This window comes from uncultured Kocuria sp. (assembly GCF_947500125.1).
In the GTDB taxonomy this organism is placed as follows: Bacteria; Actinomycetota; Actinomycetes; order Actinomycetales; family Micrococcaceae; genus Kocuria.
In genome coordinates this window covers 1-21,510 of record NZ_CANMRA010000016.1, presented here as the reverse complement: position 1 = coordinate 21,510, position 21,510 = coordinate 1, and the positions used below count along the sequence as shown (strand labels likewise).

The 21,510-nt window shown below is 68.8% G+C and carries 20 protein-coding genes and 1 pseudogene; 12 read left to right on the top strand and 9 right to left on the bottom strand.

Translation table 11 applies throughout. From position 1 onward, the window contains the following. Nucleotides 1–74 precede the first annotated feature (74 nt). The 3 genes and pseudogenes from Q0817_RS11665 (at nucleotide 75) to Q0817_RS11655 (ending at nucleotide 6,140) form a co-directional block, all read left to right on the top strand. Nucleotides 75–2,234: a cytochrome c oxidase assembly protein gene (locus Q0817_RS11665; RefSeq protein ID WP_277552141.1), complete on the top strand. Its 2,160-nt coding sequence runs from the start codon at nucleotides 75–77 to the stop codon at nucleotides 2,232–2,234. Nucleotides 2,235–2,806: 572 nt separating this feature from the next. Next, nucleotides 2,807–2,989: pseudogene (locus tag Q0817_RS11660) on the top strand (integrase core domain-containing protein); the annotation flags it as partial. 877 nt (nucleotides 2,990–3,866) lie between these two features. Continuing rightward, nucleotides 3,867–6,140 (top strand): bifunctional polysaccharide deacetylase/glycosyltransferase family 2 protein, encoded by a 2,274-nt coding sequence (locus tag Q0817_RS11655; RefSeq protein ID WP_047804880.1) that lies wholly within the window; start codon nucleotides 3,867–3,869, stop codon nucleotides 6,138–6,140. 45 nt (nucleotides 6,141–6,185) lie between these two features. Here the strand turns inward: Q0817_RS11655 and Q0817_RS11650 are convergent, their stop codons facing one another. The 4 genes from Q0817_RS11650 to Q0817_RS11640 form a co-directional block, all read right to left on the bottom strand. Beyond that, nucleotides 6,186–7,172 carry a chitinase gene (locus tag Q0817_RS11650; protein ID WP_053005131.1) on the bottom strand — a complete coding sequence of 329 codons (987 nt, stop codon included), beginning with the start codon at nucleotides 7,170–7,172 and terminating at the stop codon, nucleotides 6,186–6,188. A gap of 802 nt (nucleotides 7,173–7,974) precedes the next feature. Beyond that, nucleotides 7,975–8,070 carry a hypothetical protein gene (locus Q0817_RS20080; RefSeq protein ID WP_158041321.1) on the bottom strand — a complete coding sequence of 32 codons (96 nt, stop codon included), beginning with the start codon at nucleotides 8,068–8,070 and terminating at the stop codon, nucleotides 7,975–7,977. Nucleotides 8,071–8,077: 7 nt separating this feature from the next. Further along, nucleotides 8,078–8,221 carry a hypothetical protein gene (locus Q0817_RS11645; RefSeq protein ID WP_158041319.1) on the bottom strand — a complete coding sequence of 48 codons (144 nt, stop codon included), beginning with the start codon at nucleotides 8,219–8,221 and terminating at the stop codon, nucleotides 8,078–8,080. A gap of 279 nt (nucleotides 8,222–8,500) precedes the next feature. Continuing rightward, complete coding sequence (locus tag Q0817_RS11640; RefSeq protein WP_139318648.1) at nucleotides 8,501–8,839, bottom strand: hypothetical protein; 339 nt, start codon at nucleotides 8,837–8,839, stop codon at nucleotides 8,501–8,503. Nucleotides 8,840–9,057: 218 nt separating this feature from the next. On the opposite strand from Q0817_RS11640, the gene Q0817_RS11635 reads away from it, so the two are divergent. Beyond that, the gene (locus Q0817_RS11635) at nucleotides 9,058–9,312 is read left to right on the top strand and encodes a hypothetical protein (protein ID WP_047804911.1); all 255 of its coding nucleotides are present in this window, start codon (nucleotides 9,058–9,060) and stop codon (nucleotides 9,310–9,312) included. After that, on the top strand, nucleotides 9,309–10,331 hold the full coding sequence (locus Q0817_RS11630) for an SURF1 family protein (RefSeq protein WP_047804879.1): 1,023 nt from the start codon (nucleotides 9,309–9,311) through the stop codon (nucleotides 10,329–10,331). Before Q0817_RS11635 ends, Q0817_RS11630 begins: the two co-directional genes overlap by 4 nt. A gap of 233 nt (nucleotides 10,332–10,564) precedes the next feature. Here the strand turns inward: Q0817_RS11630 and Q0817_RS11625 are convergent, their stop codons facing one another. From Q0817_RS11625 to Q0817_RS11615, 3 genes are all read right to left on the bottom strand, one after another. After that, nucleotides 10,565–11,161: a copper resistance CopC family protein gene (locus tag Q0817_RS11625; RefSeq protein ID WP_101851591.1), complete on the bottom strand. Its 597-nt coding sequence runs from the start codon at nucleotides 11,159–11,161 to the stop codon at nucleotides 10,565–10,567. Between the two features lie 267 nt (nucleotides 11,162–11,428). Continuing rightward, the gene (gene cysK, locus Q0817_RS11620) at nucleotides 11,429–12,364 is read right to left on the bottom strand and encodes a cysteine synthase A (protein ID WP_047804878.1); all 936 of its coding nucleotides are present in this window, start codon (nucleotides 12,362–12,364) and stop codon (nucleotides 11,429–11,431) included. Nucleotides 12,365–12,446: 82 nt separating this feature from the next. Further along, complete coding sequence (locus Q0817_RS11615) at nucleotides 12,447–13,196, bottom strand: cytochrome c biogenesis CcdA family protein (protein WP_047804877.1); 750 nt, start codon at nucleotides 13,194–13,196, stop codon at nucleotides 12,447–12,449. An 81-nt stretch (nucleotides 13,197–13,277) separates the two neighbouring features. On the opposite strand from Q0817_RS11615, the gene Q0817_RS11610 reads away from it, so the two are divergent. The 7 genes from Q0817_RS11610 to Q0817_RS11580 all read left to right on the top strand — a co-directional run bounded on the left by Q0817_RS11610 (nucleotide 13,278) and on the right by Q0817_RS11580 (nucleotide 20,345). Then, nucleotides 13,278–13,664 carry a helix-turn-helix transcriptional regulator gene (locus tag Q0817_RS11610; RefSeq protein WP_047804876.1) on the top strand — a complete coding sequence of 129 codons (387 nt, stop codon included), beginning with the start codon at nucleotides 13,278–13,280 and terminating at the stop codon, nucleotides 13,662–13,664. After that, nucleotides 13,661–15,604 (top strand): cation-translocating P-type ATPase, encoded by a 1,944-nt coding sequence (locus tag Q0817_RS11605; RefSeq protein WP_047804875.1) that lies wholly within the window; start codon nucleotides 13,661–13,663, stop codon nucleotides 15,602–15,604. The genes Q0817_RS11610 and Q0817_RS11605 overlap by 4 nt, the downstream gene beginning before the upstream one ends. Then, nucleotides 15,601–16,113, top strand: a complete 513-nt coding sequence (gene lspA, locus Q0817_RS11600; protein ID WP_047804874.1) for a signal peptidase II — start codon at nucleotides 15,601–15,603, stop codon at nucleotides 16,111–16,113. The genes Q0817_RS11605 and lspA overlap by 4 nt, the downstream gene beginning before the upstream one ends. A 333-nt stretch (nucleotides 16,114–16,446) precedes the next feature. Then, nucleotides 16,447–16,986 carry a TlpA disulfide reductase family protein gene (locus tag Q0817_RS11595; protein WP_308216846.1) on the top strand — a complete coding sequence of 180 codons (540 nt, stop codon included), beginning with the start codon at nucleotides 16,447–16,449 and terminating at the stop codon, nucleotides 16,984–16,986. A gap of 47 nt (nucleotides 16,987–17,033) precedes the next feature. Continuing rightward, nucleotides 17,034–18,809 (top strand): cytochrome c biogenesis protein ResB, encoded by a 1,776-nt coding sequence (locus Q0817_RS11590; protein ID WP_047804909.1) that lies wholly within the window; start codon nucleotides 17,034–17,036, stop codon nucleotides 18,807–18,809. 12 nt (nucleotides 18,810–18,821) lie between these two features. Further along, nucleotides 18,822–19,910 (top strand): c-type cytochrome biogenesis protein CcsB, encoded by a 1,089-nt coding sequence (gene ccsB, locus Q0817_RS11585; protein ID WP_047804872.1) that lies wholly within the window; start codon nucleotides 18,822–18,824, stop codon nucleotides 19,908–19,910. A 222-nt stretch (nucleotides 19,911–20,132) separates the two neighbouring features. Further along, nucleotides 20,133–20,345, top strand: coding sequence for a hypothetical protein (locus Q0817_RS11580; protein WP_047804871.1), 213 nt, complete (start codon nucleotides 20,133–20,135; stop codon nucleotides 20,343–20,345). Nucleotides 20,346–20,442: 97 nt separating this feature from the next. Here Q0817_RS11580 and Q0817_RS11575 read toward each other — a convergent pair whose 3' ends face one another. Together Q0817_RS11575 and Q0817_RS11570 are read right to left on the bottom strand one after the other, a co-directional pair. Beyond that, entirely contained in the window at nucleotides 20,443–21,090 is a 648-nt protein-coding gene (locus Q0817_RS11575) for a vitamin K epoxide reductase family protein (protein ID WP_047804870.1), read from the bottom strand. After that, a partial coding sequence (locus Q0817_RS11570) for a cytochrome c oxidase assembly protein (RefSeq protein ID WP_298587572.1) occupies nucleotides 21,083–21,510 on the bottom strand: 428 nt, incomplete at its 5' end. The genes Q0817_RS11575 and Q0817_RS11570, both read right to left, overlap by 8 nt.

Here is a 21,510-nt window from a genome sequence, read left to right as displayed (position 1 = left end):
GCCGGGGTACCCCGCCAGGGGAGAATGGACGCAACCCGTCGCGTCATCCAGAGGCAGGTGAAGGAGATCAGCTCATGAGTATGAGAACGCCCGAGCACACCGGGCAGGCGCGCACCGGGCAGGCGAAGCCTGGTAGTCACAGGGTGAGGCCGGGGCAGCTCGCTGCTGCCTTGGTGGTGGCCTTGGCGGTGTTGATTCTGGCGATGCTCTACAGCGGCTCGGGGGCCGCTCGTCTGGCGGCTGACCCGGGGGCGCTGGTGCGCTGGGGTCTGCCCGTGGTCGAGGTGGTGCACAACAGTGCCCTGGTCGTGGTGCTGGGTTCCCTGCTCTTCGCTCTGGGCGTCGTACCAAAAACCCGTGGTGGGTTCCGCCGCCGCACAGACGGGCGGAACGGGGGCCAGGAAGCGGAGCACCCCTTGTTCACGGCCACCATGGGTCTGGCCGAGGTGGCGTCGGTGGTGTGGACGGTGGCTGCCGTCGTGGTGCTGGTGCTGTCCTACTCCGATGTGGCGGGGGTGCCGGTGGGCGGGGACGAGGCCTACGCGCAGCAGCTGCTGTACTACGCCACGGATCTTTCCCTGGGGCAGTCTCAGGCGGCGACCGTGGTGGCCGCTGCCGTGGTCACCACCCTGGTCTTCGGCGTCCGGGCCCTGATGGGGCTGTTGCTCACCTTCGTGTTGGCGTGCACGGCCCTGGTGGCGATGGCCCTCACCGGTCACGCTGCCGGGGGCGCGGACCACATGGGGGCGGTGAACTCCTTGGGCCTGCACCTGCTGGGCGTGTGCCTGTGGACCGGTGGGCTGGTGGTGCTCGCCTGGCTCTCTCCGCAGCTGAGCGGGTCTGACGCGGGCACCGGCACGCTGCCCGCGGGGGCCGGCCGCGGCGCCGGCGTCCGGGGCCAGGTGCCGATGGCCGCGGTGGTGCTGCGCCGCTTCTCGGTGGTCGCCTTCGGGGCCTTCTTGTTGGTGTTCCTCTCCGGGAGCATCAATGCGGCGGTGCGCATCGGCTCCTGGGAGCAGCTGTTCAGCCCTTACGGGCAGTTGGTGCTCCTCAAGGCCGCCCTGACCCTGGGGCTGGGCCTGGCGGGGATGGCCCACCGCCGCTGGTTGATCCCCGGTGTGGAGGCCGGCCGTCTCACCGCCCGGCGCGCGGTGTGGCAGCTGGTGGCCGGGGAGGTGCTGGTGATGGGCGCGGTCATGGGCGTGGCCGTGGCCCTGTCGCGCACCGCCCCACCGGTGCCCGAGGAGATCGCCCCGGATGCCACCCCGGCCGAGATCCTCACCTGGTACCCGCTGCCTCCCGAGCCCACCGCCGCCTCCTGGTTCACCACCTGGCGGGTGGATCCGCTGTGGCTGGCGGTGGTGGCCTTCCTCGCCGCCGTCTACCTGTGGGCGTTCGTACAGGTCCGCCGCCGCGGGGACTCCTGGTCGGTGCTGCGCAGCCTCTCCTGGCTGACCGGGCTGGCGGTGCTGTTCTACGTCACCTCCGGCGGGGTGGCCGTCTACGGCCTGGTGCTGTTCTCCGCACACATGGTGGAGCACATGATGTTGACGATGGTGGTGCCGATCTTCCTGGTCCTGGGTGCGCCAGTGACGCTGGTACTCAAGGCGCTGGAGCCCCGGCAGGACGGTTCCCGCGGGCCGCGCGAGTGGATCCTGGCCCTGGTGCACTCCACGTTCTCCAAGATCGTGACGCACCCGATCTTCGCCGCGGTGAACTTCGCCGCCTCGATCGTGATCTTCTACTTCACCCCACTGTTCGGGTTCACCCTGCAGTACCACGTGGGGCACGTGTTCATGATCACCCACTTCTTGATCACCGGGTACCTGTTCATGCTCGTGCTGATCGGCACCGACCCGATCCCCTACCGTCCCGGCCACATGATGCGCCTGATTCTGCTGCTGGCCACAATGGTCTACCACGCCTTCGTCGGGGTGGCCCTAATGGGCTCGGACACCCTGCTGCAAGCATGGTGGTTCGCGAACATGGGCCGTGATTGGGGCCGTAGTCCGATCGAGGACCAGCAGTTCGGCGGGGCGCTGATGTGGGGGATCGGGGAGTTCCCCACCGTCGTCGTCGCCGTGGTCGTGGCAATCATGTGGGCGATCGAAGGCAAGAAGGAGAACCGTCGGGTCGACCGAGCGGCGGATCGCACCGATGATGCCGAGCTCAAGGCCTACAACGCGATGATGGCCGGCCTCGCAGAGCGGGACGAGCCCACGAGGCGCCCCTGAGCATCCGGATTTCCCCACCCCCGTACCCCCTGAGCGGAAACGCAGCAGAGCCGCGCAGAAGACAGGCACCACCCATTCGCCAGTGATGCACCCACCGGAGCACGGACCCAGCCCGTCGTTGACCCGTCGTCGACACCGGGGCTGCGGAAATTTTCAGGATGTTTGAGGCCAGCGGGTGTCAGGCGGCGGCTGGTTCTGCGGCCGGTGGTCGGTTGATCCAGGCGTCGGTGGGTTCACCCTGACCTCGAGTGGCGGCTCACGCAGATCTGCCGTTGATCTGATTCGTCCACATTCCTGGCGGCGGGGACCGGAAGTGAGGCAAGAAGGGCGCACCCCTCGGCGAAGAGGATCGGCGCGCCCTTAGCCGAGGAGCACTCCACCGCGCAGTCTGCGGTGCGTGCAGGGTGGTTGTCCCCGACTCTTGACGTTGCCCTTGAGCGGGAGCAATTCCGCTCTGGACCCTTGCCCGATCCATCCCGGGAATACGCCAAGCTTGCCCCTCGATTTTACTTCTCGTTCCAGCTGGCAAGCCAGGCATGTCCCCTCACCGCTGGGCCAAGTGGTGGTGCCCGAACGACTACTACTCAGAAGCGGCGTTCAAGACGCTGAAGTACCGTCCCGACTTCCCCGACGCGTTCGGCTCCCTCGAGGACGCCCGGGCATTCTGCGCGGCCTTCTACCGCTGGTACAACACCGAGCACCGCCATTCCGGGATCGGGATGCACACCCCCTACGACGTCCACCACGGCCGGGCCGGCGCCGTGCGAGCAGCGCGCCCAGTGTCCCTGTCCCAGGCCTACGCGGCCACCCCGGAGAGGTTTGACCGCAAGCACACCGAGCCCCCTGAGCCTGCCCGGGACCGCCTGGATCAACCGACCCGAACCGAACACAGCAATCCAACCGACGAGATGAATCAAAAGGTTGGCAGATTCCGTGGCGAATGGCCCCCGAAGGAGACAAGAGGCTGGTAGCGCCTCAGATACCGGCTACGCCGAGGCGCTCTGTGAGCTGGACGCGGGGTCACCGCCTCTCGGGTTCTGGACCCCCCCCTTCGAGGAGGGTGTGGAGAAGGTGTCTGTGGACTTCACCCAGCCCACCGAAGGCTTCTACTTCCAGGAGAGCAACCTCGACCTGCCCCTGGCCCGGCCACTGCCGTATGCGCTGCTGTCATGGTGGGCGGGGACCCGGAGAGTGGGTCGACCACGCATGGGGTGTCGGGGACTTTGCGGATTCGGACCCGGACCGCTGTCACGCATCTGCATAATCCTTGACTTTTGTGTCACCACATCGGCGGACAGATCTATCCGGTCCTGTCCCCCGATCCGGTGATGTTCTCAAAACATCAATTACACGGTAGTACATATCTCCTCTGCAAGATTCCGCTTTAGCAATCACATACTAATGCTTTTCGATGTATTTGGTGTGCATTCATACATATTCGCACTTGTGACACGATCCGTTGGACCTGGCACGCTGATCCCGTCGGGCCGTCCGGGGGGACGAGCCGATCGATTCGTCGGGGGACGAATCGCCGTCCGGGGGAATGAGTTTGCTGTGCGCCACAGGTGGGACGATCAGGATTTTCCGCGCCGTCGACAAGTCGACCGCTCGGGCAGCACCGCGGCGCCGCCGGTGTTCTACGACCCCAGCGGCAAGCGATGGTACCGCATCCTGGCCACCTTGATGGTGCTGCTCGTCCTCGTCGTCGGTATGGTGTCCTGGGTCCTGCCTCAGGCACTGGCTCAGCCCTGGGACCAGCCGCTGAACCAGGACCCCGGTTATCCGCGCGAGTTGATCGCCACCGGGGACACGGAGGACATCCCGTTGCTCGGGGACGCGTCGAATCCGTTCTCGCGGATCGGCCTGATCGAGGAGCTCGACGGGCAAACCGTGCTGGCGGATCCGTTCAGCGACGAGGTCCTCCGCACGCTCAGTGAGGAGGAAGCCCAGCTCGTCGGCGACCGCCCGTACGCCATGGAGCGGTTCGGTGAGATTCCCGACCGCCAGCTGATCATCACTTTCGACGACGGCCCCGATGCCGAGTTCACCTCCGAGATCCTCGACGTGCTCTCCGCCGAGGGGGTGCCGGCCACGTTCTTCACCGTCGGGACCAACGTGGTGAAGAACCCCGAGCTCTTCGAGCGCGTAATCCGTGAGGGGCACATGGTGGGCAATCACACCATGACCCACTTCACCTCGTGGGAGGACGGTTTCCGCAACCGTGAGGAGCTCATCGGCACCGACCGGGCCATGCGTTCCGTCGGTGGCTACGCGACTCCGTTGTTCCGTCTTCCGACCGGTGACCCGGACAACAAGGCCCTGCCCGTGCTGGAGGCCCAGCAGATGGGTTATCTGCACGTGGACTTCAACCTCGACACCCGGGACTGGGCCTACAGCCCCGGGCAGGACATCGATCTGCCCGCGCTCGACGGCGAGGGCCGCGTCGTGCTCATGCACGACGGCGGCGGGGACCGCACCGCCACCGTGGCCGCGCTCAAGGAGCTGATCACCGAGGCCAAGGCCGCCGGTTACACCTTCTCCACTTTCGCCCCCATCGTCCCCGAGGGCTACCTGCCGGTGGCCGGCACCGAACCTGCCCTGGCCGACGACGCCACCGCCTTCGCCCTGACCACCCTCATGGTCACTCCGGACGTGGTCATGGGCTGGCTCTTCTGGTTCGGCATCGGGTCTCTGACCTTAATGTCCGCCCTCTACGTGGTGCTGGCGCTGATCGGCCACCGCCGCCAGAAGCACCGGGTGTGGCGGGACATCCCCGAGGCCGACCTGCCCCTGGTTTCGGTGATCCTGCCCGTGTTCAACGAAGAACCCGTGGTCGAGCGCACCCTGGCCGCCCTGGCCGCAAGCGACTACCCGAACCTCGAAGTCATCGCTGTCGACGACGGCTCCACCGACAACACCCTGGCGATCATGCGCGACTACGCCGCACGATGGCCGGCGCTGCGGGTGCTCACCCAGCCCAACGGTGGCAAGTCCATCGCCTCCAACCACGGCATCATGGCCGCCCGGGGAGAGATCGTGGTGACCCTCGACGGGGACACGCTCTTCGAACCCCAGACCGTCCGGATGTTCGCCCGCCACTTCTACGACCAGGACACCAAGCACCCGGTCGGGGCCGTGGCCGGGCACGTGAAGGTCGGCAACCGCCGCGGAATCCTCACCATGTGGCAGTCCCTGGAGTACATCTCCGGGATCTGCGTGACCCGCATGGGCGAAGGCGTGGCCGGGGCGATCTCCATCGTCCCCGGCGCCTGCGCGGCCTGGCGCAAAGACGCCCTGCAGGCCGCCGGCGGCTACTCCCACGACACTCTCGCCGAGGACGCCGACCTCACCATGACCCTGCAAAAGCTGGGCTGGGCCGTGATCCAGGAGAATCAGGCCGTGGCCTGGACCGAAGCCCCGATGACCGTGCGCGGGCTGGCCAAGCAGCGGCTGCGCTGGACCTACGGCAACCTCCAGGCCCTGTGGAAGCACGCCGGGATGCTGTTCAACCCCCGCTACGGCTTCCTCGGCATGGTCGCCCTGCCCTACACCATGCTCGCCACCCTCATCCCGCTGGTCTTCCTGCCCCTGACCGTGCTCATGGCCGGCATCAACATCGCCGCCGGCAACTGGCAGCCCATCGCCGCCTTCGCCGGATTCGTGCTGGCCATCCACGCCATCATCTGCGTCATCGCCATCCGCATGGTCGGCGAGTCCTGGACCCATCTGCTGGTCGTGCCCGTCTACCGGATCATCTACGAGCCCCTGCGCGCCTACCTCCTCTACGCCTCCCTGCTCCAGGCGCTCAAGGGCAAGATGATCGGCTGGTATAAGCCCGAACGCACCAACAGCGTGCTGGACATCGAGTCGGTGTCGAACCGCAGCGCGGACGCGCAGCGCATCTGAGCCCGCCACGCGCGGGTCGCCGCTACTCGCTGTCCGGTGATCCGGCTATTCGTCGAAGCCTTCGCCGAGGACCCGGGTGAACTCCCCGGTCTCCTGCTCGAGTCCGCTGCAGAAGTCGTTGGCCTCGGCCGGGTCGCCGTCCTCGGGGTCGCAGGACCGGTCTCGGTTCAAAGACCAGTAGGAGATCCGCCCCACGCCCTGGTCCCGGGCGAAGCGGTTGAGTTCGGCCGCCGCCTCCAAATCGACGACCTCCCCGGGGGCGTCGTTGACCCCGATCATCGGGGTCAGGCCGATGCGGTGCCACACCTGCTCCGCGGAGAGGTTGTGGCCCGCCGCCTCCCACAGCGCGGTGAGCTGGCCGTGCGCGGATCGGGCCGCCTCCTGCGAGGCCGCCACCATGGACTGCCCCGCAGGCTTGCTCTCGCTGTAGTTCATGGTCATCAGGTTGACCCCGGCGAGATTCACCTCGGCCGCGAGCAGCTGCGCCACGACCTCCACCGGGTCCTCGTCCAGACCGTGCGGTGCCACCGGCAGCGTGACCCACACCTCCAGGGGCTCGTCCCGCTCCTCCTGCAGCCGCGCCAGGACCTCGGCCCGCCGCTGATTGGCCTCCTGGTCCTCGAGGTCGTCCATCTCGATGTCGAAGTCCACGATGCTCGCGTCGTAGCGCTCGAGCACCGCCCGGTACGCCGTGAGCAGCCGGTCCGGATCGGTGCAGGCGGTGGCCAGCTCGTTGCCGGCCGCACCGCCGAAGGAGACCACCACGTCGCCGCCGGCCTCCCGCAGCCCCGCGATCTGCTGCTCCATCCGCAGGGTCTCCTGCGCCTCGTCGAGCCCGTAGTAGCCGCCCCAGGACGGGGAGCAAGGATCCTCGGGATCGGCCACCACGAACCCCAGCACCGTATGGGACTGCCCCGCGGCTTCCGTCCCGAAGTCGAAGTACGGGTAGGACGTGGCGTTGACGTAGCCACCGAACCACGGATCGTGCTGGGCACCGCAGCCGGTCAGGGCCAGGCCTGCGGCGCCGAGCAACCCCAGAGTCAGCCTGCGCCGCAGACCCCGCCCCGAACAGCCCCCCGCGGGGCGGCGAAAAGCTGCGCCGTCATCGTTCATGTCGCGGAGCGGATCAGCGTGCAACTGACGGAGGCTGGTGACCGTGGGCCTTGGATCCTCTGTCGGCGGCATTCGAAGGGTGCCCGTCCGCCGAAGGCTCCGTGGGGCCCTCGGTGGTAATAGCAGTAGCCCTCCCACTCCGAGAGCTTCTCGGTGAACAGTTGTGTGTCGTCAATGACCCGGCCCACGAGCAGTTGATAGAACCCCTCGGAGTCGATTCGGTAAGAACGTCCCAACCTCCCGTTGAGCAGGGGTGCGCGGGGTTTGGTGTACCCATGGCCGGTGGCCTCGTCGAGGATGTGCCAGTGCAGCGCCGAGCCGAGCTTCTCACCATTGGAGGTCTGGACACGATCCACGGCGAAGGACGGCTGGGCCAGAACGTAGTCGATGAACTGGATGACGGTCTCCTGGTCGTTGCGCGGATAGGCAGGTAAGGCCCGCAGGCGGGTGCAGTCGTCGATGGCGATGTACGGGTATTACTTTTTGGCCTGTCCGGCCCGATCAGCGGCTCGATGAACTTCACGTCCATTCGCAGTTGCTGGCCGGGGCGCCGTTTCGCGTAGCGCTTCCACCGGGTGGTGTCTGTGCGCTTGTAGCGTCGAGAGGCCAGCAGACGGCTGATGCCGGCCTTGTGCAGTAACCACCAGACTCCGGAGGCGCTGAAGGTCACGTCGTGGTAGCGCAGCAGATACATCACGATCTTTTCCGGGTCGAAATGGTACTACGGGCGCAGCCACAGGATCTTCTCCGCGACTTCCACCGAGGTGGCGGTGGGCATGTGGTGTGGTGCGCTGGAACGGTCCCCTAACCCCTCCATGCCTTCTTCACTCGCAACGGCGCAACCACTTGCCGCAGCAGTGTCGGCTGGTGCCATCGTAGCGGCAGGTGGCAGAAACGGTGCCCACGATGATGATCAACGACGGACCGTGCCCGCCGCCGCAGCCAGTGGCGGCAAGCGATGCGCTCATTCCTCGAGTGTCCCGGCCTGATTCGGGCGCTGGGGGTGGTGCAGGTCGCCGCGGGCGTGGTCTGGGTGGCGAGCCTGCCTCCGGCCGCCCAGTGATCGACGCCCTGCTGTGCGCTCGACTTCACGGGGCCGAGGGGCGCCAGGTTGAAAACCCGCCCCCGGACCCGGTGGTGGCATCGAGGCGGTGGATGAATGCTCACAGGCCAGAGGAAGCGGTGAAGAAGCGGATGAACACCGAGGCCGCCACAACCACGTAGGTGATGGCCAGGAGGGTTCAGGCTTACTCGTCAGCAAACCGCATCAGGGCGACGGGGGCAGCAATGATGCCGTGGACGAGGTTGCGCACGCTCAGCAATAGGATCACTGGGAGCATCCCTGCCCACACGCTCATGCAGTACAGGCACAGGATGGAGATGGCGGAGAGCGCCTGTGGCCACCACCAGCTCACGAACACCACTCCGCCGGCTGTAACGACCACGGTGGAGTCCGCCTGTAGCTTTATCACCTCGCCGGCAAGCTCCGACACCAATCCGCCGTCTATCTTCAGCAGTCGCGCCCGCCCGCGCTGTTCTCCTGGGACATGGACCTCGTGTTGGAGGGTGAGATCATCACCGATCACGGCGACAACGGGGAGGGCCGCGACGGGGGCCCGCAGGCCGCGAGGTCGGGCTCTGGGGCACAGCTGCTCCCAGCGGGGACCCGGCTTCCTCCGCTACTGTCGAGGACGACACCTCCCGGAGCCGCGGCGCGGCCTGAGCCCGCCGCGGGGCTGTTCCGGAAGCCTGACCGAGCACCCCGAGGAGCACGACTGCCGTGGAGTCCGACCGGCTCAGATCGCTGTCCCTGCACGAATCCGAGGCACCACCGGGCGGCCCCGACAACCCGCAGTGCTCCCGCAAGGGCTGCCGCGCCGACGCCGCGTGGCGGATCCGCTGGAACAACCCGCGCATCCACACCCCCCAGCACCGCAAGAGCTGGCTGGCGTGCCCCGACCACCGCGAGGACCTCGAGAAGTTCCTCCGCGCCCAGGGCTTCTGGAAGAACACCGTCCCGCTCGGCCACGACGGGCCCACCGGGGAGGACCGGCCGTGAGCGACTACCGGTTCCTGCTCAGCGGGAAGTGGCTCGGCTTCTTCGCCCTGGCCTGCGCCGCCGCGGCGGTCTCCGTGTACCTGGCCGGGTGGCAGATGGACCGCAACGACCACCTGGTCGGGGAGAACGCCAAGATCACCCGCAACTACCGGGCCGAGCCGCTGACCGGCAACGAGGCGGCCGCGCAGTTCGCCGCCCACGACCCCACCCTCACCTGGCACCCGGTGGAGCTGACCGGCGAGTACCTGGCCGAGGACCAGGTCCTCGTGCGCAACCGTCCCCAGGACGGGCGCGTGGGCTACGAGGTCCTCGTGCCCTTCCGCACGCAAGCCGGGGACGTGGTCGTGCTGGACCGCGGCTGGATCCCCACGGGCTCGGCCGCCAACGGGATGCCCGACGAGGTCCCGGCCCCGCCCACCGGGCAGGTGAGCGTCACCGCGCGGCTGCGTCCCGGGGAGCCGGCTGTGGACCGCGGCGCCCCGGAGGGCCAGATCGCCACCATCCAGCTCCAGGAGCTCCAGGAGCGGTGGGATCGGCCGATCGGCACGGCCGCCTACGCCGAGGTCTTCGCCGAGGACCCGGCCCCGGCCGTGGCTCCCGCACCCGCGCCCGAGCCCGAGATCGACTCCGGACCGCACCTGTCCTACTCCCTGCAGTGGTACGCCTTCGCCGCCCTGTTCTTCGTGGCCTACGGCTACGCCGCCCGGCAGCAGGCCCGCAACGACGCCTGGGACCGCCAGTACGCCGCAGAGATGGAACGCCACCTCTCCCAGTTCTACGACGAGGACGGCAACTACGTGGGCGAGGGCGAGGAGGAGCTCGTCATCCGCCAGATGGAGATGGCCGACGACATGCCGGCCCACTTGAAGTCCCTGATGCGACCCAAGCCGCAGCGCCGGCGCCACCGGCCGACGTGGGAGGAGGAGGAAGACGCCCTGCTGGACGCCTTCGAGGACGGGGTCATGGACGGGACCGAGAATCGGACCATGAGCCCAGCTGCGGTCCGCGCCATGGACTAGTGCTCCGTTCCTCCAAGAAGAGAGTCAATACGTCCTGTGACCCGGTCGCGCTGTCGAGCGGTTGCTGAAGCGATGGGCTTCACGCAGTCATCCGTGCGGCAGCGGTGTGATTTCGGGGACTGGCACCTACCCCGCGTCGAGCATCAGCAAGGCCCAGGAGGACCACCACAGTCGCGGCGCCCGCCCCCAGGTCCTTCCGCGCAGGGCTCCTGCGCCAGCCCGGCTGCAGGGGTTCAGCTCTTGCGGCGGCGAGAGACCAAGACCAGAAGCCCGATCACGGCCAGGGCCGGCACCACCACGGCGGCGCCGAGGGCCCACCCGGACAGACCCTCGGAGCTCTCCTGTGCGGCCGCGTCCTGGGCTGGGGCGGAGCTGTCCGAGCTGTCAGCGGGGGCCTCGGTCGGGGTGCTGCTGAGGCTGGGGGCCGGGGTCGCGGTGTCCGCGCCGTCACCCACCTCGTAGGTGTAGGTGCCTTCGATGGGGTGGCCGTCGCTGGAGACCACCCGCCAAACCACCTGGTAGGTCCCTTCCTCGGACCCGGCCGCGGCCAGGGGCTGGACCACTTGGGAACCGTCGCGCTCGAGCGGGCCCTCGGTCACGGACTGGCCCTCGGGGCCGGTCACCAGCACCTGGTGACCGATGTCCATGATCTCCCCGCTGTAGGAGAGCTCGATCTGTTCGGGGGCGGTCTCCAGCACGGCGCCCTGTTCGGGGGAGGTACTCAGCACCTCGTCATGAGCGGCGGCGGGGACCAGCCCCAGGGCGGTCAGGGCGCCGACCGCGCTCACGGTGGCGGCGGTACGGCGCAGGGCAGAAGTGGTGGTCAGCATGGCACTGGGGTCCCTTCGGGGGTGAGGAGTGGGTGCGTCAGGCTGCGCCGCCGCACCTGGGGGGTGCGGCGGGAGATAGAGATCCGGTGCCAGGCGCGGGGAGCCATCCCGCCCGCCACCGGAGGCGTCCAGCCGAGACCGGCTCTTGGAGTCGGATCCGAGACCGGTGAGCGCCACCAGCTGTAGCAACCGGCGTCCGGCACCGGAATGCGTCATGGCGTCCCGGACGCGCAATGCTGAACGTAGCGCGGCAACCCGGGCAGGGCCTCAGCCGCGGATGTCCTCGTAGAGCAGGGTGGAGATGTAGCGCTCCCCGAAGTCGCACACGATGGCCACGATCAGCTTGTCCCGGTTCTCCTCCTTGGCGGCCTCCTGCAGGGCGGCCCACACGATGGCCCCCGAGGAGATCCCGCCGAGGATGCCCTCCTGGGTGGCCAGCTCGCGGGCGACCCGCACCGAGTCCTCCACGGTCACGTCGTAGACGTCGTCGTAGATCTCGCGGTCGAGGTTGTCGGGGACGAAGTTCGCCCCGAGGCCCTGGATCTTGTGGGGCCCGGCCTTGCCCTCGGTGAGCAGCGGGGAGTCGGCCGGCTCGACCACGATCAGGCGGATGTCCGGCTTCTGCTCGCGCAGGTAGCGGCCCGCGCCCGTGATGGTGCCGCCGGTGCCCACGCCGGAGACGAACACGTCGACCTCGCCGTCGGTGTCCTCCCAGATCTCCGGGCCGGTGGTGGCGTAGTGGATCGCCGGGTTGGCCTCGTTGGCGAACTGCTTGGCCAGCACGGCGTTCTCGGTGGACTCGACGATCTCCTGGGCCTTGTCGACCGCGCCGCGCATGCCCTCGGCGCCGGGGGTGAGCACGATCTGGGCGCCGTAGGCGCGGAGCATGACCCGCCGCTCCGTGGACATGGTCTCGGGCATGGTCAGGATGACCTTGTAGCCGCGGGCGGCGCCGACCATGGCCAGGGCGATGCCGGTGTTGCCGGAGGTGCCCTCGACGATCGTGCCGCCGGGCTTGAGCTGCCCGGACTTCTCCGCGGCGTCGACGATGGCCACGCCGATCCGGTCCTTGACGGAGTTGGCGGGGCTGTAGAACTCCAGCTTCACGGCGACGTTGCCGGGCAGGCCCTCATCCAGATGGTTCAGCCGGACGAGCGGGGTGCGGCCTACGATCTCGGTGACGTCGTGGTAGATCTTCGCCATGTGTGCTCCTCGGTGATGGTGTGGTGAATCGTTGGGTGTTGGGGGTTCGGTGCGTCACAAATTGGGGATGTTCTCCGGGGACTCAGACGGGGGTGATGAAGGTGCCGGCGAGGCTTTGGAGCTGGTAGATCCACTGCATCCAGATCCCGGTCACCATCAGCAGCCCCACGGCGATCAGCACGGAGCCGCCGGCGAGGTTGAAGGTGCGGATGTTGCGGCGGATGTAGCTCAGGGTCGTGGTGACCCAGTTGAGCCCGGCCGCGACCAGGACGAAAGGGATGCCCAGGCCCAGGCAGTAGGTGAAGCCCAGCAGGGCCCCGCGCCAGGCCCCTCCGGTGGTGGTGCTCAGCGCCAGCACGGCACTGAGGGTCGGGCCCATGCACGGTGTCCAGCCCAGGCCGAAGACCACCCCGAGCAGCGGGGCGCCGGCGATGCCGGTGCGGGGTTGGAAGGACAGCTTCTTGGTCTGCTGCAGGAAGGAGAACTTCCCGACCAGCACCAGTCCCATGAGCACCACGAACACCCCCAAGGCCCGCATCAGCGGATCCTGCCACCGCACCAGCCAGCCCCCGATGGCGCCGAAGGCCGCCCCGTAGAGAGTGAACACCGCCGCGAAGCCCAGGATGAACAGCCCCACCCCAGCCAGCACCCGCCGGCGGTTGTCCGCCCGAGTCGGATCGGCCAGCCCGGAGACATAGCCGAGGTAGCCGGGCACCAGCGGCAGAATGCACGGGGAGATGAAAGAGACAATCCCGGCGATCATCGCCAGGGGCACAGCGATGAGCAGGGCCCCGGAGTTCACCGTCTCGGCAAAGTAGCCGCCAATCGTCATCACAGTCTCCTCGGGCCAGGGGGCGCCCCGAGACTACCGCACATGACCACTGTCAACCCAAAATGAGGCTATCATCGGCCCATGACGATTTCTGAGTATGTTCCGCAGGCCCCCTGCGGGGCGTTGGATCCGGCGGCGGCATTGTTCCACTCCCTGTCCGATCCGACCCGGCTGGCCATCGTGCAACGAATGGCCGTCGGGGAGGTGCGGGTACGTGATCTCACCAGCGAACTGGGGTTGGCCCAGTCCACCGTGTCAGGCCATGTGGCGTGCCTGCGCGGTTGCGGGCTGGTGCAGGGTCGGGCGCAGGGGCGCAGCGTGTACTACTCGCTGACCCGCCCGGAGCTGCTGGACATGCTCGCTGCCGCCGAGGTGCTGTTGTCGGCCACTGGCAACGCCGTGAGCCTGTGCCCGAACTACGGTCTGGACGCCCAGCAGACCCGACAGGCCCCGGAGGTTGTGCGATGAGTGATGCCTGCTGCGCCCACGATGAGCCTGCCCACCACGAGGAAGCGGGGCCGGCCGGTTTCTGGCAGGTGAGCGAGGTGCGGTTCGCCTCCGCGGCCGGCGTGCTGCTGGCAGTCGGGTGGGCCACCCACCTGATGGACGGCCCCGAGTGGCTGGTCACCGCCGTGAGCGTGGTGGCGCTGGGGTTGGCGGGGTGGACGTTCGTGCCCTCCACGCTGCGCCGACTGGCCAAGGGCCGCATCGGGGTCGGGACCTTGATGACGATCGCCGCCGTCGGGGCGGTAGCCCTGGGCGCGATCGAGGAGGCGGCGGCGCTGGCCTTCCTCTACGCGATCGCCGAGGCGCTGGAGGAGTACTCGGTGGCGCGGACCCGGCGCGGGTTGCGCGCGCTGCTGGACCTGGTCCCGGATCAGGCCACGGTGCTCCGGGGCGGGGTGCCGGCCACCGTGTCCCCGGCCGAGCTGGTGCCGGGGGACCGGATGGTGGTCCGTCCCGGGGAGCGGGTGGCCACCGACGGGCGGATCCTCACCGGGCGCACCTCGGTGGACACCTCGGCGCTGACCGGGGAGTCCGTGCCGGTGGAGGTCGGACCGGGTTCGGAGGTCTACGCCGGGTCCATCAACGGCACCGGCCCGCTGGAGGTCGAGGTCACCAGCACCGCCGAGGACAACTCTCTGGCGAAGATCGTGCACATCGTCGAGACCGAGCAGTCCCGCAAGGGCCCCGGCCAACGGCTGGCCGATGCCATCGCCAGCAAGCTAGTGCCGGGGATCCTCATCGCCGCGGCCCTGATCGTGGCCTACGGGTTCATCGTCGGGGAGCCGCTGCTGTGGTTCGAACGCGCCCTGGTCGTGCTGGTGGCGGCCTCACCGTGTGCGCTGGCGATCTCGGTGCCCGTGACCGTGGTGGCCTCGGTGGGGGCGGCCAGCCGCATCGGGGTGCTGATCAAGGGCGGTGCCGCGGTGGAGACCCTGGGCAAGATCGGCACCATCGCCCTGGACAAGACCGGCACCCTCACCCGCAACAACCCGGCCGTCATCGAGGTCGCCACCAGTCCCGGGGTGACCCGGGAACGGGTGATGTCGCTGGCGGCCGGGCTGGAGGCCCGCAGCGAACACCCCCTGGCCCGGGCCATCCTCGCCGCCACACCTGAGCAGGCCGAGGTGACCCAGGTGGACACCGTTCCCGGGGCCGGGCTGTTCGGCACCTTCGAGGGTGCGCGCCTGCGCCTGGGCCGCCCGGGGTGGATCACCCCCGGGCCCCTGGCCGGAGACATCGAGCGGATGCAGCGCGCCGGTGCCACGGCCGTGCTCATCGAGCAGGACGGGGATGTCATCGGGGCAGTCGCGGTGCGTGATGAGCTGCGCCCGGAAGCCCGAGAGGTGATCACCCGGCTCAACCGCGCCGGGTACACCACCGCGATGCTCACCGGGGACAACACCCTCACCGCCACCGCCCTGGCCCAGGCCGCCGGCATCACCCAGGTCCACGCCGACCTGCGCCCACAGGACAAGGCGGAGATCATCCGCACCCTCAAGGAGCAGCGCCCCACGGCGATGGTCGGTGACGGCGTCAACGACGCCCCGGCCCTGGCCACCGCCGACATCGGCATCGCCATGGGCGCGATGGGCACCGACGTGGCCATCGAGACCGCCGACATCGCCTTGATGGGCGAGGACCTCCAGCACCTGCCCCAGGCCCTCGGCCACGCCCGGCGGACCCGGTCGATCATGCTGCAGAACGTCGGGGTGTCCCTGGCGCTGATCGCGGTGCTGATCCCCCTGGCACTGTTCGGCATCCTGGGGCTGGCCGCGGTGGTGCTGGTGCACGAGGTGGCCGAGATCCTGATCATCGCCAACGGGGTGCGCGCCGGCCGGATCCGCCGTGACACTGCGCGCCCGGCCGCCCAGCCCGCACCGTCCCTGGAACCGGCCGCATGAGCGACGCTCCCCCGCCCCGCACCGGCGCCTCGAGCAGGCCGGAGACCCGCCGCAGGACAGTTGTTCTGCTGGTCGGGGCGGCAGGGCTGGCCGCCGTCGACCTGATCGTCAAAGCCGTGGCCGAAGCCCGGCTTGCGAGCGGCGAGGCGGTGGATCTGGGGCTGCTCATGCTGCGCCTGCACCACAATCCCGGGGTGGCTTTCAGCCTCGGGGCGGCCCTGCCCTCCTGGGTCGTCATCGCCGCGACCGGGGCGATCATCGCCGGGCTGACCTGGTACCTGCTCATTGCGGTACCCACCCTCACCCGGCTCACCCGCGTCGGAGCGACCCTGCTGCTCGGGGGCGCTATCGGGAACTTCCTCGACCGCCTCGACGGGGACGGGGTGGTGGACTATTTGCACACCGGGTGGTTCCCCACCTTCAACCTCGCCGACGTTTTCGTCACCACCGGGGTGGTTGCCCTCCTGGTGGGCACGATGGTGCCACCGCGCACCGAGGACCACGCATAAGAGGTGGCCGGTCACCCGTCACAGCTTTTCCTACCGTTCCATGTCGGCGGGAACGGATCCCATGGCCATGAGGTGCCTACCGCATGAGCACGCCGGTGGGGGTGCCCCCCGGGCCTGGGCGAGCTCCGTCCCGGAGCGCCGACAGGAGGGGCGTCCAGGGGCTCATCAGTTTCGCTGGCCATAGTGAGTGGGGTTCGACCCGGTCATCTCCTGCCCACCTCGATCTGATCCCCTGGTGAAATGTTCGCGACCTCCCGCCTCATCCTCCCCACGGCCACGCTGTCCCGACGCCGTGTGCTTTCCCTGACCGCTCTGGGTGCCCTTGGAGCGAGCTTGACTGGTTGCGGTGCCGAGGAGGACTCGCTGGCCCAGCAGGCCAATGCCGGAGATGGGAAGGGCTACATCGGCGGGGACGGCACGGTCTCCGCATACGCCCCGGACCAGCGCGGGGAACCGGTGCAGTTCACCGGCACCTTCTTCGACGCCACCCAGGCCTCGGCCGCGGACCTGCGCGGGACCCCCGTCCTGCTGAACTTCTGGTACGCCGGGTGCGCCCCGTGCCGGGTGGAGGCCCCCGATCTGAAGGAGCTCGCCCAGCGCTTCGCGGGGCAGGTCACCTTCTACGGGGTGAACCTGCGCGACGAGCGAGCCACCGCGCAAGCCTTCGAGCGCACCTTCGAGATCCCTTACCCCTCCTTCGAAGACAAGGACGGGGACGTGCTGATGGCCCTGAGCGCCTACGTGCCCCCGCAGGCGGTGCCCACCACGCTGGTGCTCGACGCCCAAGGTCGGGTGGCGGCCCGCATCCTGGGCCTGGCCGATCGCTCGATCCTCGAAACGCTCCTGGCCGACGTGGCGGCTGAGACGGCATGAGCACCGGCACTCCACCCGGTCCCCGCCCCGGGGACGAAGAGGTCACCGTGAGCGCCACCGGCGACGCCGAGAACACTCCCGAGGACACCACCAGCAGAAATGCCCGGAGTGCTCCCTCCGGCGGGTCCGGCCAGGGTCCCGGCGATGTCGAGGTTCCGGTTCTGGGACCAGTGGGCATGGCCCGGTGGGCCTGGACCCAGCTGACGAAGATGAATACCGCCCTGTTCCTGCTGCTGCTGCTGGCCGTCGCGGCTGTGCCCGGGTCGATCTTCCCCCAGCGCATCCAGGACCCCGCTCGGGTGAGCGACTACATCGACAACAACCCGACCCTGGGACCGTGGCTGGACCGGTTGCAGCTTTTCGATGTTTTCTCCTCGGCGTGGTTCTCCGCGATCTACATCCTGCTGTTCGTCTCCCTGGTGGGCTGCGTGCTCCCGCGGGCGGGCAAGCACTGGCGGGCGTGGCGGGCCGAGCCTCCGCGCACCCCACGTCGGCTGGAGCGGCTGCCCGAACACCGGTCCCTGACCCTGGGCGGGTGCGACAGCGCGGCGGCACCGGCCCCGGACGAGGTCGTGGCTGAGGCCGCCCGGCTGCTCAAAAGGCGCGGCTATCGGGTGGCCGTACGCGAGACCGGCACGGCCGCCCCGTCGGTGGCCGCCGAGCGGGGGATGTGGAAGGAGGTCGGCAACGTCGTCTTCCACCTGGCCCTGCTGGGGGTGCTGATCTCCGTGGCCGTGGGCTCTTTGTTCGGCTACAAGGGGCAGAAAATCTTGGTGGAGGACGAGTCCTTCGTGAACACCCTGATCGGCTATGACTCCTTCACCCCGGGCACCAATTACAACCCCGATTGGCTGCCCCCTTTCTCGTTGCGCCTGGACGACTTCTCCTCCGAGTTCTACCGCGACACCACCAACCCTCGGAACTACGGGGCCCCGATCGACTTCACCGCCGAGGTCACCATCGAGGACGCCCCCGGTGCGGCCCCGCGGCAGGAGACGTTGAAAGTCAATGCACCGGTCAACGTCGACGGGGTGAAGTCCTACCTGGTGGGCAACGGCTACGCCCCGGTGATCCGGGTGACCGACGGCAACGGGGAGGTGGCGTTCGAGGGCCCGGTGGTGACGATCCCGGTCGATGGGGTCTACACCTCCAACCTGACCCTCAAGGTCCCCGACGCGCGCCCCGACCAGCTGGGCTTCACCGGGTTGCTGCTGCCCACCGCGGTCACCGGCCCGGACGGGATGCCGCGCTCGGGCGATCCGGGTCTGGCCAACCCCCGCCTGATCCTGTCCTCCTACTACGGGGATCTGGGCCTGGACACCGGTAAGCCGCAGAACGTGTACGTCCTCGACGTGGCACCGCTCACCGAGCTCAACTCGATGATGAGTGACAACGGGGCGATCACCCTGGACGCCGCGAACCCCGTGCACGAGCTGCCCGAGGGCAAGGGCACGATCGAGTTTCTGGACGTGAAGCGCTACGTGGGCCTGGACATCGTCTACGACCCGGGACGCACCGGGGCCTTCATCTCCTTCGTGGCCGCCTTCGCCGGGCTGCTGATGTCGATGTTCATCTCCCGCCGCCGCGTCTGGGTGCGCGCCACCACCGACCTCGACGATCAGGGCCGTCCGGCCACCGTGGTGGAGTACGGGCTGCTGGCCCGCGGCGAGGACCCCCGACTGCGTACGGAGGCCGAGTCGCTGGGCGAGCTGTTCACCACCCACTGGAAGGCGATCGGGGTGCGCGATGACGCCGGTGACCGCACAGAGTCTGCCCCCGAGAAGACCACGGACCGGGCCCGCCGCGGCCCCACCACCAACTGAGAGGAAGTGCCCATGCCCGTCAACGAGACCCTGGGCACCTGGAGCGAACTGTTCATGCTCCTGGCCGCCATGACCTACCTGGTCAGCTTCATCGCCTTCGCCTGGGACATGGCCCCCCACGCCAAGACCCTCCACGCACCCGGACAGACCGGCCGCCACACCGAGGCCGACCGTGCGCTGATCGGCGCCGCGTCGGCCGGCGCCGGGAACGCGCGCCCCCTGGAGGCCACCGACCCGCGGGCCGGTCTGGGCGCCGGGGACCGCGGGCGCGGCTACCGCGCCGCTGCCCGCTCTGTGCTGGCCGAGCACGTGGCCGATGCGCAGATGCGCTACACCGGGGAACGCCGCCCGGCCGCGCGGGTGGCTGTGACGGTCATGGTCCTGGGCTTCGCCCTCCACACGGCAGCTGTAGTGACCCGCGCGATCGCCGCGGCGCGGGTGCCGTGGGGCAACATGTACGAGTTCTCCACCACCGGGGCCCTGGTCGTGGCCGGTGTCTACCTCGTCTCCTTGTGGCGGCGTGACCTGCGCTTCGTGGGGGTCCTCGTGTCCGGGCTCGTGGTGATCATGCTGACCGCGGCCACCATCGGGTTCCCCACCCCGGTGGGCCCGCTGGTCCCGGCCCTGCAGTCCTGGTGGCTGGTGATCCACGTGTCCATCGCGGTGGCCGCCTCCGGGATCTTCACCATCACCTTCGCCATGGCGGTCCTGCAGCTGCTGCAGGCCCGGCGGGAGCGGACGATCCTCGCCGGGGAGGCCCCCGGTATGGGCTTCCTGGCCATGGTCCCCTCCTCCCAGGCGCTCGAGAACCTGTCCTTCCGGCTCAACGCGGTCGGCTTCGCGTTCTGGACCTTCACCCTGGCCGCCGGCGCGATCTGGGCCGAGCAGGCCTGGGGGCGCTACTGGGGCTGGGACGTCAAAGAAGTGTGGACGTTCGTGATCTGGGTGGTCTACGCCGCCTACATGCACGCCCGCGCCACCCGCGGTTGGACCGGCACCCGCTCGGCGTGGCTGTCGATCGCGGGTTACCTCTGCGTCATTTTCAACTTCGTCGTGGTGAACACGGTGTTCACCGGACTGCACTCCTATTCCGGGCTGTAAGCCCCGCGGAGCGGGCCTCCGGCTCAGCGCAGGGTGGGCCGATCGTGGCCCCCGGCCAGCACCGTGATGAACTCCCGATGCCAAGAGCAGTCCTTTCACGGTGGTTGTCCCGGCGCCGCCACGGCCCGGCGGATATCTTTTTGACGTCGCGAGCAGGATGCGCAGTTGCCCGGTCCTCACCAACTCGCGAAGGTCCCCCGTGCGGTGCGCTGCCGTGGCGTGATGGACATGGGGCTGTGGCTCCTGTTGCTAATAGTGGTGGTGCTGCTGATCGGCGTACTGGCATTCGGGGCGCTGGGCGATCGCTCGATCATCGATGGCCTCAGCGGAAGTGGATCCCGCGGCGACGGCCGACGCACCCAGTCGATCCCGCCGGAGCGCTATGCCCGCGCAGAGATCTCACCGAGGACCACCAGGAACAGCTGCACCCCCTGACGCTGAGGGGGCGGTCCCCTCCTTTGATCCCGGACAGATTTCGGCCCCGGCGCCTCTCCATCGAGAGACGCCGGAGCCGAGGTCGCTCAGGGGCTGGTCAGAGACCGGTGAAGATAGAAAAGAAGCGGAAGAACACCGAGGCCGCCACGGCCACGTAGGCGATGACCACCAGAGTCCAGGCCCACTCGGAGGCAAACCGCACCAACCGGGGCGGGGCGGGGATGATGCCGTGGGCGAGGTTGCGCACGGTGAGCAGGAGAAACAGCGGGATCATCGCCGCCCACACGATCATGCAGTACAGGCACAGGATGTAGATGGTGAACAGCGCCTGGGACCACAGCCAGATCACGAACACCGCCCCGAGAGTGACCCCTGCCTGCAGGCCGATCCAGTACCAGCGTCCGAACTGTGCCCCGGCCAGGGCGGCCATGGCGGTGGTGATCACCACCGCGAAGGCGACGATGCCGATCAGCGGGTTGGGGAAGCCGAAGAGTTCCGACTGCCAGGTGCCCATGACGCGCCCGCAGGACACCCAGGGGTTGATGTCACAACTGGTGACGTGGCCCGGGTCCTTGTAGAGCTGAAGGCGCTCGAGCACCAGGATCGCCGAGGCGACCCACCCGATCACCCCGGTCACCAACAGGACCAGGGCGAAGGGGCGGTGGCGGGCGAAGCCGGGCAGGTGCTCTTCGGCGACCGGGCCGGCGCCTGGGTGAGGGTGGGCGCTGGTGGTGGTTTCAGCCATGGTGGATGTCCTTGGGGGTTCCTCGATCAACGGTGGCGTCGGTGGTGCCGTGCTGGTGTCCTCGGGCCAGGACGGCCAGGGCCGCGGCCAGCAGGGGCAGGACCCCGGCCAGGATGATCCTGGTGGCTGCGGATTGTTGATCCGCCAGCGGGGAGGGCCCCCAGTCTCGGCCGAGTCCGGAGAACCACTCTGGTTGGATCACCGTCGGTGACAGGGCCGTGAACACCGCCCAGATCCCCAGCACGGTGGCCACCGCGAGCAGCACCAAGGCCTGCGTGCGCACCGCTCTGCGGTCCGGTGGGGCGGCCAGCGCGGCGGTAGCGAAGATCAGGCCCAGGGCCACGGCGGTGGTGTTCATCAGTTCGTGGCCGACGTGGGTGTGCAGGGCCAGGGCGAAGGCGGGGGTGTAGTAGAAGACAC